The 13,610-nt window shown below is 65.1% G+C and carries 11 protein-coding genes; 10 read left to right on the plus strand and 1 reads right to left on the minus strand.

All coding sequences use genetic code 11. The features are described 5' to 3' along the window. The first annotated feature begins 86 nt into the window (after window positions 1-86). From JC616_RS08605 to JC616_RS08630, 6 genes are all read left to right on the plus strand, one after another. Window positions 87-743 (plus strand): energy transducer TonB, encoded by a 657-nt coding sequence (locus JC616_RS08605; protein ID WP_227103654.1) that lies wholly within the window; start codon window positions 87-89, stop codon window positions 741-743. Between the two features lie 50 nt (window positions 744-793). Beyond that, on the plus strand, window positions 794-1,525 hold the full coding sequence (locus JC616_RS08610) for a MotA/TolQ/ExbB proton channel family protein (RefSeq protein ID WP_107799544.1): 732 nt from the start codon (window positions 794-796) through the stop codon (window positions 1,523-1,525). A gap of 10 nt (window positions 1,526-1,535) precedes the next feature. Then, window positions 1,536-1,979, plus strand: coding sequence for an ExbD/TolR family protein (locus tag JC616_RS08615; protein WP_227103650.1), 444 nt, complete (start codon window positions 1,536-1,538; stop codon window positions 1,977-1,979). A 159-nt stretch (window positions 1,980-2,138) separates the two neighbouring features. Beyond that, window positions 2,139-2,558 carry an ExbD/TolR family protein gene (locus JC616_RS08620; protein ID WP_227107752.1) on the plus strand — a complete coding sequence of 140 codons (420 nt, stop codon included), beginning with the start codon at window positions 2,139-2,141 and terminating at the stop codon, window positions 2,556-2,558. Between the two features lie 309 nt (window positions 2,559-2,867). Continuing rightward, a complete protein-coding gene (locus JC616_RS08625) occupies window positions 2,868-3,983 on the plus strand; it encodes an efflux RND transporter periplasmic adaptor subunit (protein WP_227107753.1) in 1,116 nt (371 codons plus the stop codon). 15 nt (window positions 3,984-3,998) lie between these two features. Further along, window positions 3,999-7,112, plus strand: coding sequence for an efflux RND transporter permease subunit (locus tag JC616_RS08630; protein ID WP_107799541.1), 3,114 nt, complete (start codon window positions 3,999-4,001; stop codon window positions 7,110-7,112). A 52-nt stretch (window positions 7,113-7,164) separates the two neighbouring features. On the opposite strand, the gene JC616_RS08635 is transcribed toward JC616_RS08630, so the two are convergent. Continuing rightward, window positions 7,165-7,530, minus strand: coding sequence for a hypothetical protein (locus JC616_RS08635; protein WP_227107754.1), 366 nt, complete (start codon window positions 7,528-7,530; stop codon window positions 7,165-7,167). 366 nt (window positions 7,531-7,896) lie between these two features. Here JC616_RS08635 and JC616_RS08640 point away from each other — a divergent pair, with 366 nt between their 5' ends. From JC616_RS08640 to JC616_RS08655, 4 genes are read left to right on the plus strand one after another with little or no spacing between them, the layout of a single operon-like run. Then, window positions 7,897-9,669: an ABC transporter substrate-binding protein gene (locus tag JC616_RS08640; protein WP_227107755.1), complete on the plus strand. Its 1,773-nt coding sequence runs from the start codon at window positions 7,897-7,899 to the stop codon at window positions 9,667-9,669. 21 nt (window positions 9,670-9,690) lie between these two features. Further along, window positions 9,691-10,629, plus strand: a complete 939-nt coding sequence (locus JC616_RS08645) for an ABC transporter permease (RefSeq protein WP_107799538.1) — start codon at window positions 9,691-9,693, stop codon at window positions 10,627-10,629. A 13-nt stretch (window positions 10,630-10,642) separates the two neighbouring features. After that, entirely contained in the window at window positions 10,643-11,704 is a 1,062-nt protein-coding gene (locus tag JC616_RS08650; RefSeq protein WP_227107756.1) for an ABC transporter permease, read from the plus strand. Between the two features lie 16 nt (window positions 11,705-11,720). Beyond that, the gene (locus JC616_RS08655) at window positions 11,721-13,421 is read left to right on the plus strand and encodes an ABC transporter ATP-binding protein (RefSeq protein WP_227107757.1); all 1,701 of its coding nucleotides are present in this window, start codon (window positions 11,721-11,723) and stop codon (window positions 13,419-13,421) included. Window positions 13,422-13,610: the final 189 nt, after the last annotated feature.

Below are 13,610 nucleotides of genomic sequence, written 5' to 3' on the forward strand. Positions count from 1 at the left end.
GGAGTGGCAAATGGCGGCCGCGCCGGCTCCGCCCGCTCACAAGGCGGGGAGGGGCCGGTCTAGTCGCCGCAATTGTGGGTATAAACATGACGAGCATCACAGCCAGAGGAATCGGCGGTCCCCCGCCCAAGCGCCGCATCGCGGGCTTGGTCGGCGTGATCGTCTTCCATGCACTGTTGATCTACGCGCTGGTGTCGGGCCTGGCCCAGGGCGTGGTCAAAGTGATCCAGCAAAAAGTGGAAGTGGCGGTCATCAGCGAACCGCCGCCGCCTCCGCCGCCTCCGCCCCCCAAAATAGAAAAAGTGGTGCAGCCCACCGCCGCGCCCAAGCCGCAGGCCTATGTGCCGCCGGTGGTCAATCCGCCGCCGGTCACCTCCACGGCCAACGCGATCCAGTCCACCACCTCGGACCCGGCGCCGCAGCCGGCGCCCACCCCCGCCCCGGCGGTGGAAGCGCCCAAGGGCCCGGTGTCGGCCAAGGCCAACTGCACCCAGCTGCAAGCCCCGGAATACCCGAGCAAGGCGCAGCAGGACGAGATCCAGGGCGTGGTGCGCGTGGCCTTCCAGGTGGGCGACAACGGCCGCTTCAGCCACATCGCCAACATCTCGTTCGACGGCGGCATCCCGCCGCGTTACCGCAGCGGCTTCCAGTCGGCGATCAGCGCCGCGCTGCAAGGCTATAGCTGCAAACCCAACAGCCTGTTGAGCCAGGAATTCGGCTTCAAACTCGATTCCGGCGAATGAGCGCGAGCGCGCCTCGACCGGAGCACAGCAACTCTTAGGAGAACCAAAGCATGACCAAGACCACTCGCACCGCCTTCGCCGCCCTGGCCCTGCTGGCCAGCCTGCCTGTCCTGGCCGCCGAAACCGCGCACGTGACCAGCAACCCGTACGGCATCGACGCCCTGTGGGCGCAAGGCGACATCGTCGCGCGCGGCACCCTGATCATTCTGCTGATCATGTCCGCGGCCACCTGGTACGTGGGCATCGTCAAACTGCTGGAACAGCGCCGCCTGCTCAAACAAGGCCGCGAACTGCTGGCGTCTCACGGCGCGGAACTGCAAAAACGCGCGAGCGAACTGGCCGACGAAGGCATGTTCAGCGCGGTGGCGGCGGCCGGCATTGACGCGGCGGCCGAGCACAAGGGCGAACTGGCCGGCCGCGTGGACCTCAACACCTGGGTGTCGATGGCCATCTCCGACGCGGTGGACTCCGCCAGCCACCATATGCAAAACGGCCTGTCGGTGGTGGCCACCGTGGGTTCCACGGCGCCCTTCGTCGGCCTGTTCGGCACGGTATGGGGCATTTACCACGCGCTGACCGCGATCGGCATGTCCGGCCAGGCGTCCATCGACAAAGTGGCGGGCCCGGTGGGCGAGGCGCTGATCATGACCGCGATCGGTCTGGGCGTGGCGGTGCCGGCGGTGCTGGGATACAACTGGCTGGTGCGCCGCAACAAGCTGGTGCTGGACATGGTGCGCGTGGTGGCCGGCCGCCTGCACGCCAGCCTGCTGAACGCGCGCTGAGGCGACGACGATGAAGGGGCGCAACGCAAGATTCGGCCAAGGCCACGGCAAGGGCGACGAAGACGCGGTGATGTCCGCGATCAACACCACGCCGCTGGTGGACGTGATGCTGGTGCTGCTGATCATCTTCCTGATCACGGTGCCGGTGGTGACGCAGACGGTGAAGATGGCCTTGCCGAAGGAAAGCAATATCCCGACGCAGACCAAGCCGGAGAACATCGTGCTGGGGGTGGACACCGGCAACACCATTTACTGGAACACCACGCCGGTGAAGACGCAGGAAGAACTGCTGGCGCGGCTGGTGAAGGAAGCGAAGAAGGAGCCGCAGCCGGAAGTGCACATCCGCGGGGATCTGGCGGCGAAGTACAGCCCGATCGGCCGGATCGTGCTGGCGGTGCAGCAGGCGGGCATCGTGAAGATCGCCTTTATTACCGAACCGCCGCCGCGCAATTGAACGGGGACCTCGAAAAACCGTAGCGAGCGGCACGAGAGCAAGGCGCACCGCGCGGAGCGACCGAGATAGTACAAGTAGTACAGCGAGGGAGCGAGCACGGAGCAACGCAGCTATCGAGCCGCGCAGCAGGTTTGTCGAGGTCACCGAAGGAGAACGAAGATGGGAATGAATGTAGGCTCGTCCGACGACGAGCTGATGGTGGAGATGAACACCACGCCCTTGATCGACGTGATGCTGGTGCTGCTGATCATGTTGATCATCACCATCCCGATCCAGACGCACGCGGTGAAGCTGGACATGCCGGTGAGCAGCCCCTCCAAGCCCTTGGAAAAGCCGGTGGTGGTGCAGATCGACATTGCGGCGGACAACGGGATCTTGTGGAACGGCGAGCGGCTGGCGAACCGGGAGGCATTGGAGAAGAAGCTGACGGAAGCGGCGGCGCGGGCGCCGCAGCCGGAGTTCCACATCAAGCCGAACAAGGACGCGGGGTATGAGCCGGTGGCGATGGTGCTGGCGGAATCTCAGCGTTTGGGGGTGACTAAATTGGGCATTGTGGGCTCCGAGCAGTTTGTGCAATGACATATGTTTAATGGATAGTGTTGTGGCATGATAACGGGCGGCCGCAGTCAGGCCGCCCAAATGCTTGGCTGAGGCTTGTTCGCCCACGTTTCACAACAACAAGACAATACGACCACACAATGGCATATCCCGCGGCGAAGCCTGTGGGATGATGCCGAGCGGCCCTGGTCCGGCCGCGCCGGCGCAAGGGGGAATCTTGCGTCGTTTCATCGTCCTGGATGCGCGGCCGCCGAGCCTGACGCGGCGGCCGATAGCGCGTGTCCGAGCCCCGCGTCGCAGGCGGCTCAACCATAGAAAAGAACAAAACAGATGAACACACGATTTGTCATAGTCCCGCTCTTGTCGTTGACGCTGGCGGCTTGCGGCGCCAAGCCGTCCGACCCGCCCAAGGAGGGCGCCGCCGGCAAGGCCGCGGCCTCCGCGCCGGTGGCGCGGGCGCTGTCCACCGCGGATGTGATGGCGGCCAAGCCGCGCGCGCTGGCGGCGACGATCGCCTTCACCGGATCGCTCAACGCGCTGACCAGCGGCACCGTGGCCGCCGAGGTGGAGGCACGGGTCAAGGAAGTGCGCGTGCGCGAGGGCGAGGCGGTCAAGCGCGGTCAGGTGCTGGCGGTGCTGGACGCCGAAGTGCTGTCGCAATCGGTGACGGAACAGAACGCCCAGGTGGCCAACACCGAGGCGCGGCTGCGCCTGGCCAAGGTCAAACTGGAAAAACAGCGCGAGCTGCTGCACAAGGGCTTCATCTCGCAGATCGCCTATGACGAATTCGACAGCGATTACCGGGTGAAGGAGGGCGAGGCCAAGGCCCAGGCCACCCAGCTGGCGCGCGCGCGCCGACTGCTGGCGGACACCCAGATCCGCGCGCCGATAGACGGCGTGGTCTACGAGCGCAAGATCAATCCGGGCGAAGTGGCCGGCAAGAACGCGGTACTGTTCGCCATCGCCGATTTGTCGGTGCTGGAAATCGCCGCCACGGTGCCGGCGCGGCTGATCTCGCAGATCCAGCCCGGCATGCAGGCCGGCTTCAGCGTGGACGGCCTGGCCGAGCCGCAGCGCGGCGAAGTGGTGCGCATCAATCCGGTGGCGGTGGCGGGCACCCGCAGCTTCACCCTGTACATCCGCGTGAAGAACCCGGAGTACAAGCTGAAGGCCGGGCAGTTCGCCAAGGGCGGCATTGTGCTGCGCCAGATCAGCGACCAGATCGTGCTGCCGCTGCCGGCCATTCACGACCCGGACGGCCAGCCCTGGGTGCTGGTGGCGCGCCAGGGCCGGCTGGAGCGGCGGCCGGTGGAACTGTTGCTGCGTTCCGAGGCGGACCGGCTGGCGGCGGTGTCCGGGGTCAAGCCGGGCGAGCACGTGATCGCCGTGGACCTGGTGGGGGTGAAGGCCGGCGATCCGGTCTCCCTGCCGGGCAGCAAACTCTAAGCGGAGGGGCGCAGCATGTGGCTGACCCGAATCAGTGTCCGCAATCCCTATTTCGCCGCCGTGCTGATGATGACGCTGGTGGTGCTGGGCTTGTTTTCCTGGCAGCGGCTGGCGGTGGAGGAAATGCCGGATATCCGCTTCCCCATCGCCCTGGTGTCCACCGACTATCCGGGCGCCTCGCCGGAAGTGGTGGAAAGCGAAATCTCCAAGCCGGTGGAAGAGGCGGTCAACACCATCAACGGCATCAAGGAAATCCGCTCCTATTCCATGGAAGGCAATTCCACCGTGGTGGTGGAGTTCGAGCTGTCGGTGGATCCGGTGTCGGCGGTGCAGAACGTGCGGGACAAGATAGGCGCCATCCAGGGCCAGTTCCGCCGCGAGATCTCCGCGCCCACCGTGTCCCAGGTGGACCCCAACGACAACCCCATGCTGACCCTGGTGCTGACCTCGGATCAGACCCGGCCGCGCGAACTGACCACCTGGGTGGACAAGGTGCTGAAAAAGCGGCTGCAGATGGTGGCCGGCGTCGGCGACGTCAAGCTGATCGGCGGCGTGCGCCGCGAGATCCGCGTCGACGTGGACCCGGTGCGGCTGGAGGCCTCCGGCCTGTCCCTGCAGGACGTGGCCGACGCGCTGCGCGCCGCCAACCAGGATTTCCCCGCCGGCTCGGTGTCGGCGGTCAGCAAGGAGTGGGCGATCCGCGTCGCCGGCAAATTGAAATCCGCCGACGACTTCTCGCAACTGGCGGTGGGCTACCGCAACGGCGCGCCCATCCGGCTTGAAGACATCGCCACCGTGGCCGACACCGAGGCCGAGCAGTCCAGCATCTCGCTGATAGACGGCCGGCCCGGCGTGTCGCTGGACTTGCGCGCCGCGCGCGGCGCCAACGTGGTGGAAGTGGCCGAGGGCGTCAAGGCCAGGGTGGCGGAGCTGAAGAACCAGATGCCGGCCGGGGTCCAGGTGCGCTACACCTACGACACCGCCGAGGACGTGAAGAAGTCGCTGAACAACGTCGAATCCACGCTGCTGGAAGGCGCCGGCCTGACCGTGCTGATCGTCTTCCTGTTCCTGGGCAGCTGGCGCAGCACCGTGATCACCGGCCTGACCCTGCCGGTGTCGCTGATCGGCACCTTGTTCGCCATCCAGATGTTCGGCTTCACCCTGAACATGCTGACCCTGCTGGCCCTGTCGCTGTCCATCGGCCTCTTGATCGACGACGCCATCGTGGTGCGCGAAAACATCGTGCGCCACGCCGGGCTGGGCAAAAGCCATTATCAGGCCGCGCTGGACGGCACCAATGAAATCGGCCTGGCGGTGCTGGCCACCACGCTGACCGTGGTGGCGGTGTTCCTGCCGGTGGGCTTCATGGGCGGCATCATCGGCAAGTTCTTCCACCAGTTCGGCCTGACCGTGGCGGTGGCGGTGCTGATCTCCATGCTGGTCAGTTTCACGCTGGACCCGATGCTGTCGTCCATCTGGCACGATCCGCACCACCACGGCGACAAGCATCGCGGCCCGCTGGGGCGGATGCTGGACGCCTTCGAAAGCTCGCTGGACCGGTTGTCGGAGCGTTACGTCGGCGTGATCCGCTGGGCGCTGGCCCACCGCAAGACCGTGCTGGGCACGGCCTTGCTGCTGACCGTCGCCAGCTTCGCGCTGGTGCCGGGCATCGGCGGCGAGTTCATCCCGGAGCGCGACAGCGGCAAATTCACCATCAGCTACCAGACCGCGCCCGGATCGGCGCTGGAATACACCGCCACCAAGGGCCATGAACTGGCGGCGGCGGTGAAGGGCATTCCCGAAATCAAGTCGATCTCGATGAATGTGGGCGAGGGCAATTTCGGCGCCGGCAAGAACGATGGCTCGGTGACGGTGGACATCGGCGACAAGAACAGCCGTCAGCGCACCCTGGGGCAGGTGATCGCCGACGCGCGCGCGCGGGTGCTGCCGGTGGCCGGCGTCACCATCAAATCCGTGGCCAACGAGCAGCAGCAGGGCAAGCCGGTCAAGGTGGGCTTGCGCGGCAGCGACCTGCGCGAACTGAGCGCGGTGTCCGAAGACCTGATGCGCCGGCTGGGCAAGATCCACGGCGTGCGCGACATCGAATCCAACCTCAGCGAAGGCGACCCGGCGCTGAACCTGGTGCTCAAGCGCGACGCCGCCACCAGTCTGGGCGTGGACCTGGCCCGCGTGGGCAAGACCCTGTCCATCCTGTTGGCCGGCAACGCGGTCACCACCTGGGAAGCGCCGGACGGCGAAAACTACGACGTCAAGCTGCGGGTGCCCAAGTCCGAGCGCCGTCAGGAGCTGCTGGACGCGCTGACCGTGGCCGGGCGGCCGGATGCGCACGGCGCGGCCAATATGATCCCGCTGTCCTCGCTGATAGAGACCCGGCAGGGCATCAGCCCGCGCCAGATCAAGCGCGTCAACATGATGCGCGAGATCACCATCCTGGCCAATATCGAAGGCCGCGACGCCGGCACCGTCTCCGCCGAGGTGCATCAATTGGTGGAAGGCCTGAAGCTGCCGCCGGGCGTGATGCTGGTGCAGGGCGGCCAGCAAAAGGACATGCAGGAATCGCTGGGCTACGCGGTGCAGGCCTTGGCGCTGGGGGTGATCTTCATCTATCTGATCCTGGCCGCGCAGTTCCGCAGCTTCACGCTGCCGGTGACCATCATGATGGCCTTGCCGCTGGCCTTCGTCGGCGTGTTCTGTTCGCTGTATCTGTTCGGCTCCACGCTGAATATGTTCTCAGTGATCGGCATCATCATGCTGATGGGCCTGGCCGCCAAGAACGGCATCCTGCTGGTGGACTTCGTCAACCAGGCGCGGCGCGAAGGCATGGAGCGCAACCAGGCCATCGTCGAGGCCGGCCGGGTGCGGCTGCGCCCCATCATGATGACCAGCCTGGCGATGATCTTCGGCATGCTGCCCTTGGCGCTGGGCACCGGCGACGGTTCGGAAAGCAACCGGCCGATGGCGCACGCCATCATCGGTGGCTTGCTGACCTCCACCGTGCTGACCCTGATCGTGGTGCCGGTGGTCTACACCTATCTGGACGGCCTGCGCAGCCGGGTGCGCCGCCTATTGGGCGGCAAGCCGGCGCACCAGCCGGCGGCCGAACATTGAAACGAAAAGAGCCTGCGTTTGCGCAGGCTCTTTCTTTTGGCGAGGACGGTGTTTAATTTTTAGGGGGCGCCACGCAGTCATTGCCCTCAAAGCTCACCGACTGAATGGTATGGGTTTTGGGATTGGCGACGAAGTTGGTGGTGCAGCGGTAATACACCGAGCCGCCGCCGCTGAAGCCCCAGGGGTAGTTGTAGAAACCGCCCTGATAGGGCATTTCCTGGCTGTAGGCGCTGCGGTAGGTGTAGAGCTGATTGCCGTTGGGCATGGTCAGCTGGCTGGTGGGCGCGCCCCATTGCGCCAGCATCTCGTTGACGTCGCGGCCTTGCCAGCCGTAGACCTTTTGCGCGTAACCCGCCTGGGTGGCGCAGCCGGTCAGCAGGCTGGCGGCCAGCAGGGACAGCGCTAGCGTTGTTTTCATGAGGCGCTCCTGAGCAATGTACCAGGCGGGGGGAGACGGCGTCCGCCTGAGGTGGTTTGAAGGGATACTTTTACGATGGCGTCGCCGCCGCCGCTTGTCAACAAGCAGCGCCGGCGCACCTTGTTCATGAGTGTTAAGAACCTGTTTACGATCTGCCGCGCGTCGGCGGGATGGATAGAAATGGGCGTTGAAACCAAGCTCAAAATGCTCATGTACCACGTGTACATTCCGCTTTTTCGCTCGTTTTCGCCTTGTCTCGCCTTAGCTCGCGAGATCGTAAACACGTTCTAAGAGCCGCTAGAGCGGCGACATAATAAGCGGGCCGGCGCAAGACGCCAGGCCGAAGCGACAACAAAGGAGAAAATCATGAGCCTGAAGCGATGCGCGCTGCTGGCGCTGATGGCGTGGGGAGGCGTGTCGGCGCAGGCCGCCGACATGAACAAGGTGCTGCATGTGGCCTTCAACGCGCCGGAGACCGGTTTCGACCCGTCCAAGACATCGGACATCTACTCCGGCGCCATCATCGAACACATCTTCGACCCGCTGCTGACCTTCGACTATCTGGCGCGGCCGGTCAAGGTGGTGCCCAATGTCGCCACCGCCATGCCCACGGTCAGCGCCGACGCCAAAACCTATACCTTCACCCTGAAAAAAGGCGTGTACTTCGCGCCGGACCCGGCCTTCAAGGGCAAGAAGCGCGAGCTGACGGCGGAAGACTACGTTTACGCCTTCAAGCGGCTGATCGATCCGGCGGTCGCCTCGCCGATCAGCGATCTGGTGGCCGGCAAATTCGTCGGCCTGGACGCCTGGGCCAAGCCCGCCGGCGGCAAGATCAACTACGACGCGCCGGTGGCCGGCGTGCGCGCGCTGGACCGCTACACCCTGCAACTGAAGCTGACCCAGCCGTACCCGGCGCTGAAATACATCCTGGCCGCGCCCTTTGTGCAAGGCCAGGCGCGCGAGGCGGTGGAGGCTTACGGCAGCAACACCAACGCCCACCCGGTGGGCACCGGTCCCTATATGCTGGCCAAATGGCAGCCGGGCACCCACATCTCGCTGGTGGCCAACCCCCATTTCCGCAAGCAGACTTTCAACTACCCGCCGGGCGACAATCCGGAAGACCAGCGCGTCGCCCGCGAGATGAACGGCAAAAGCTACCCGCAGATCGGCCGAATCGAAGTGTCGGTGATCCAGGAGGAACAGCCCACCTGGCTGGCGTTCAAGAGCGCGGAACTGGACCTGGTGGGCATTCCCCAGCCCTTGATCCGGCAGCTGCTGCGCATGGACCCGAGCAATCCGTGGCGGGCGGAACTGAAGCCGGATCTCCAGCGCCAGGGCGTCCGCTTGCTGCGCAGCCTGGACGAGGAAATCACCTTCTACGCCTTCGGCATGAAAGACCCGGTGGTGGGCGGCTACGGCAAGGACAAGATCGCGCTGCGCCGCGCCATCACCATGGCCTTCAACACCGACGAAACCATACGCGACATCCGCCGCAACCAGGCGGTCAAGGTCCAGTACGTGGTGCCGCCCAATGTGGCCGGCCACAACCCGGATTTCCGCGGCGCCTTCCCCTACAACCCGGCGCTGGCCAACGCCTTGCTGGACCGCTTCGGCTACAAAAAGGGCGCGGACGGCTACCGCCGCCAGCCAAACGGCGCGCCGATGGTGGTGGACTTCCTGACCGGCCCCACCGCCATCGACAAGCAATGGAACGAGTACTGGCAGAAAGCCTTCGATCTGATCAAGGTGCGCGTGGACTTCCGCGTGATGCAGTGGAACGAACAGATCAAGGCGCAGCGTGAATGCAAGTTCGGCATGAACGGCGCGGCCTGGATCGCGGACTTCCCGGACGGCGAGAACTTCGTCCAGCTGCTGTACGGCCCCAATACCGGCGGCGTCAACTACGCCTGCTATCAGTCCGCGCGCTATGACCGGCTGTACGAGCAATCCCGCAATCTGGAGGACGGCCCGGAACGCAACCGGCTGTACGACGCGATGAACAAGATCGTGATGGCGGACACGCCCTGGGCCTTCAGCGACACCCGTTTCCGCAATACGCTGATCCAGCCCTGGGTGCGCGGCGCCAAGCTGCATCCCAACTACAACTACATCTGGCGTTTCCTGGACGTGCAGAAGTAAGCGGCAGGCGAGGAGAACATCATGTCCGCTTTTATCATCCGTCGCATCCTGCAGATGATCCCAACCCTGTTTGGCGTCATGCTGCTGGTTTTCACCCTGTTCACCCTGGTGGGCGGCGATCCGTCGCTGGTGCTGGCCGGCAAGCACCTGACGCCGGACGTGCTGGCCAATATCCGCGCCCAGCTGGGCCTGGATCAGAGCCTGCCGCAGCAGTTCTGGATCTTCGTCAAACAGGTGCTGACGCTGGACTTCGGCACCTCCTGGTCCACCCAGCAGCCGGTGGCCGACATCATCGGCAGCCGCGTCGGCCCGTCCTTGACGCTGACCGGCGCCATGCTGGTGGTGGACCTGCTGATCGCCATCCCGCTGGCGGCGCTGGTCGCTTATTTCCGCGGCGGCCTGACCGATCACATCGTCACCATCGCCTGCACCGTGGCCATGTCGGTCAGCGCGCTGGTCTACATCATCGCCGGCCAGTATTTCCTGGCCTTCAAAATGGGCTGGTTCCCGGTGCGCGGCTGGGGGGATGCCTTCTGGGTCAATCTCTTCGTCTACGTGCCGCTGCCGCTGCTGATGGGCCTGATGGTGTCCTTGGGGCCGGACATCCGTTTCTACCGCAGCTTCTTCGTCGAGGAAATCGGCCAGGACTACGTGCGCACCGCGCGCGCCAAGGGCCTGTCCGAACGCGCGGTGATGCTCAAGCACGTGCTGCGCAACGCGCTGATCCCGGTGGTGACCAGCGTGATGATGTCGCTGCCTTATATGTTGATCGGCGCGCTGGTGCTGGAAAGCTTCTTCGGCATTCCCGGCATGGGCAACGAGGTGGTGATGGCGGTGAACAAGAGCGATTTCCCGGTGATCAAGGCCATCACCATCTATATCGCCATCGCCACCATGGTGTTCAATCTGCTGGGCGATCTGGTCTACAAGCTGATCGACCCGCGCGTGCAGCTCAAGTGAGAGAGGGCTGGAAATGACGACATTGCATAATGGCGCCGGCGCCGCGCCGGCCGCCCCCTCGCGCGGTTTGTGGGCGCTGGGCTGGCAAAGGCTGAAACGCAAGAAAGTGGGCTTTGTTTCGCTGTGGATCGTGGCGGTCTACCTGCTGCTGGCCGTCGGCGGCTGGTTCAATCTGGTGGGCGGCGGCTGGACCGACGAAATCGCCGTGCCCTACGCGCCGCCCAGCTGGGTGCAGGCCTCCGCCGACGACGTGTTGCCGCCGGAGCCGGCCAAGCCCGCCCAGGCGTCCGCCCCCATCGTCACCATGACGCCGGAGGAAGACCCGATAGGCCAGGAGCTGCAACAGGCGCGGCAGCATGTGGGCGAATACGCGCAGGCCGCGCCGGCCAAGCGCGCCACCTTGCCCTTCGGCGCGGATCTGCGCGGCCGCGACGTGATAGAGAAAACCCTGAAAGGCACCTCCACCTCCATCTTCGTCGGCGTGTTCGGCGCGGTGTCGGCCTTGCTGGTGGGCTGCGCGCTGGGCGCGGCGGCCGGCTATTTCGGCGGCAGGGTGGACGACGCGCTGGGCTGGTTTTACAGCGTGTTCACCTCGGTGCCGGACATGCTGTTGCTGTTGTCCTTCGCCGCCGTCTCCGGCCGCGGCATCACCACCATCGTCGCGGTGATGGCGCTGACCAGCTGGACCGGCACTTTCCGCCTGGTGCGCGCGGAATACCTGAAGCTCAAGGGCCGCGAATACGTGCAGGCGGCGGACGCCATCGGCGCCGGCAACGCCCGCAAGATGTTCGTCCACATCCTGCCCAATATCTCCCATCTGCTGCTGGTGCAGTTTTCCCTGCTCACCGTGGCGCTGATCAAGTACGAAGCCATCCTGTCCTTCCTCGGCTTCGGCGTCGGCGTGCGCCAGGTCAGCCTGGGATCGATGCTGGCGGAAGCGCCCACCGAGCTGATCCAGGGCTATTGGTGGCAAATGCTGGCGGTTACCTTGTCCATGTCGCTGCTGGTCACCGCCTTCAGCCTGTTGGTGGATGCGCTGCGCGACGCGCTGGACCCGCGCGCGGCGGCGAAGTGAGCGGGGAGAACAGACTATGACTCAGAACCAGACCCTGCTGTCGGTGCGCAATCTCAAAGTGGCGTTCCGTCAGGAGAACGGCGGCGATTTCCAGGCGCTCAAGGGCGTCAGCTTCGACATCCCGGCCAAGCGCACCGTGGCCTTGGTGGGCGAATCCGGCTCCGGCAAATCGGTGACCTCCATGGCCATCATGCGCCTGCTGTCGCCGCAGCACGCCAGCATCCACCCGGACAGCCAGATCCTGCTGCAAGGGCGGGATCTGCTCAAGGCCGGCGGCGCCGAGATGCGCGCGCTGCGCGGCAAAGACATCGCGATGATCTTCCAGGAGCCGATGAGCTCGCTGAACCCGGTGTTCAGCGTGGGCGAGCAGATCATGGAAGCCCTGATGCTGCACGCCAAGCTGGGCCGCCGCGCCGCGCGCCGGCGCGCGATCGAACTCTTGCGCGAAGTGGGCCTGCCGGAACCGGAAAGCAAGGTGGACAGCTACCCGCACCAGCTGTCCGGCGGCCAGCAGCAGCGGGTGATGATCGCGATGGCCATCGCCTGCGAACCCAAGCTGCTGATTGCCGACGAACCCACCACCGCGCTGGACGTGACCATCCAGAAGCAGATCCTGCAACTGATCGCGGACCTGCAGAAGAAACACGATATGGCGGTGCTGTTCATCACCCACGATCTGGGCGTGGTGGGCGAGTTCGCCGACGAAGTCATCGTCATGCGTCACGGCGAAATCCGCGAACAGGGCAGCGTGCAGCAAATCTTCGACGCGCCGCAGGACGCCTACACCAAGGCGCTGCTGGCCTGCCGCCCGCACCTTGACCGGCGGCCGCAGCGGCTGGCGGTGATCGACGACTTCCTGCAACCGGGCGGCTATGTGGAACCGCCGCAGCGCGAGCGCGGCTACCGTGACGACGACGAAATCATCCTGGACGTGCGCGGGCTGAGCAAATCCTTCGACGTGCGCGAAGGCTTGTTCGGCAAACGCCAGTTCCACGCGGTCAAGGACGTGTCCTTCAAACTGGCCAAGGGCAAAACCCTGGGCATCGTCGGCGAATCCGGCTCCGGCAAGACCACCGTCGGTCTGACCCTGGTGCGGCTGCACCAGGCCAGCGGCGGGCAGGCGCTGTTCCACGGCCAGGACCTGCTGGGCATGGACGCCAAGGCCTTCCACGCTTACAAGCGGCGCATCCAGATCATCTTCCAGAACCCCTACGCCTCGCTGAACCCGCGTTTCACCGTGGAGCAGATCCTGAGCGAACCGATGCAGCTGCACGGCATCGGCCGCGACGGCGGCGAGCGGCGCAAGCTGGCGCAGGAACTGCTGGACAAGGTGGGCATGCCGGCCGGGGCGCTGCAGAAATACCCGCACGAATTTTCCGGCGGCCAGCGTCAGCGCATCGCGATTGCGCGCTGCCTGACCTTGAAGCCGGAAGTGCTGATCTGCGACGAATCGGTGTCGGCGCTGGACGTGTCGGTGCAGGCGCAAGTGCTGAACCTGCTGCAAGACCTGCAGGACGAATACGGCCTGTCCTATCTGTTTATCTCGCACGATCTGGCGGTGGTGAAGCATATCTCCGACCAGGTGATGGTGATGAACAAGGGCGAGGTGGTGGAGCAGGCGGACGCGGATCAGATCTACCGCGAACCGCGGCAGAGCTATACCCGCAAGCTGTTGGAGTCCATCCCGCAAGGCTGGGTGGGCATGGCGCCGGCCTAAGCGCTGACGGCCATTCGCACAAAACCGCCGGGAAACCGGCGGTTTTTTCATGCTTTGGCGGCAGGAACTGAAAAAAACGCGTCGCGGCGGGAATAAAGCGCGGACGCCATCCGTATACCCCGTACTGAACGCCGAATGGTCGGCGGTTTCGTCAAGATGGAGCGCCGCGGCGCGCAGGCCTTGAGATGA

Origin of the sequence: Chromobacterium rhizoryzae (assembly GCF_020544465.1) — a bacterium.
Classification (GTDB): Bacteria; Pseudomonadota; Gammaproteobacteria; order Burkholderiales; family Chromobacteriaceae; genus Chromobacterium.

Coding starts and splice junctions, on each gene's coding strand:
- JC616_RS08605 (WP_227103654.1), top strand. CDS start 87: ATGACGAGCATCACAGCCAGAGGAATCGGCGGTCCCCCGCCCAAGCGC.
- JC616_RS08610 (WP_107799544.1), top strand. CDS start 794: ATGACCAAGACCACTCGCACCGCCTTCGCCGCCCTGGCCCTGCTGGCC.
- JC616_RS08615 (WP_227103650.1), top strand. CDS start 1,536: ATGAAGGGGCGCAACGCAAGATTCGGCCAAGGCCACGGCAAGGGCGAC.
- JC616_RS08620 (WP_227107752.1), top strand. CDS start 2,139: ATGGGAATGAATGTAGGCTCGTCCGACGACGAGCTGATGGTGGAGATG.
- JC616_RS08625 (WP_227107753.1), top strand. CDS start 2,868: ATGAACACACGATTTGTCATAGTCCCGCTCTTGTCGTTGACGCTGGCG.
- JC616_RS08630 (WP_107799541.1), top strand. CDS start 3,999: ATGTGGCTGACCCGAATCAGTGTCCGCAATCCCTATTTCGCCGCCGTG.
- JC616_RS08635 (WP_227107754.1), bottom strand. CDS start 7,530: ATGAAAACAACGCTAGCGCTGTCCCTGCTGGCCGCCAGCCTGCTGACC.
- JC616_RS08640 (WP_227107755.1), top strand. CDS start 7,897: ATGAGCCTGAAGCGATGCGCGCTGCTGGCGCTGATGGCGTGGGGAGGC.
- JC616_RS08645 (WP_107799538.1), top strand. CDS start 9,691: ATGTCCGCTTTTATCATCCGTCGCATCCTGCAGATGATCCCAACCCTG.
- JC616_RS08650 (WP_227107756.1), top strand. CDS start 10,643: ATGACGACATTGCATAATGGCGCCGGCGCCGCGCCGGCCGCCCCCTCG.
- JC616_RS08655 (WP_227107757.1), top strand. CDS start 11,721: ATGACTCAGAACCAGACCCTGCTGTCGGTGCGCAATCTCAAAGTGGCG.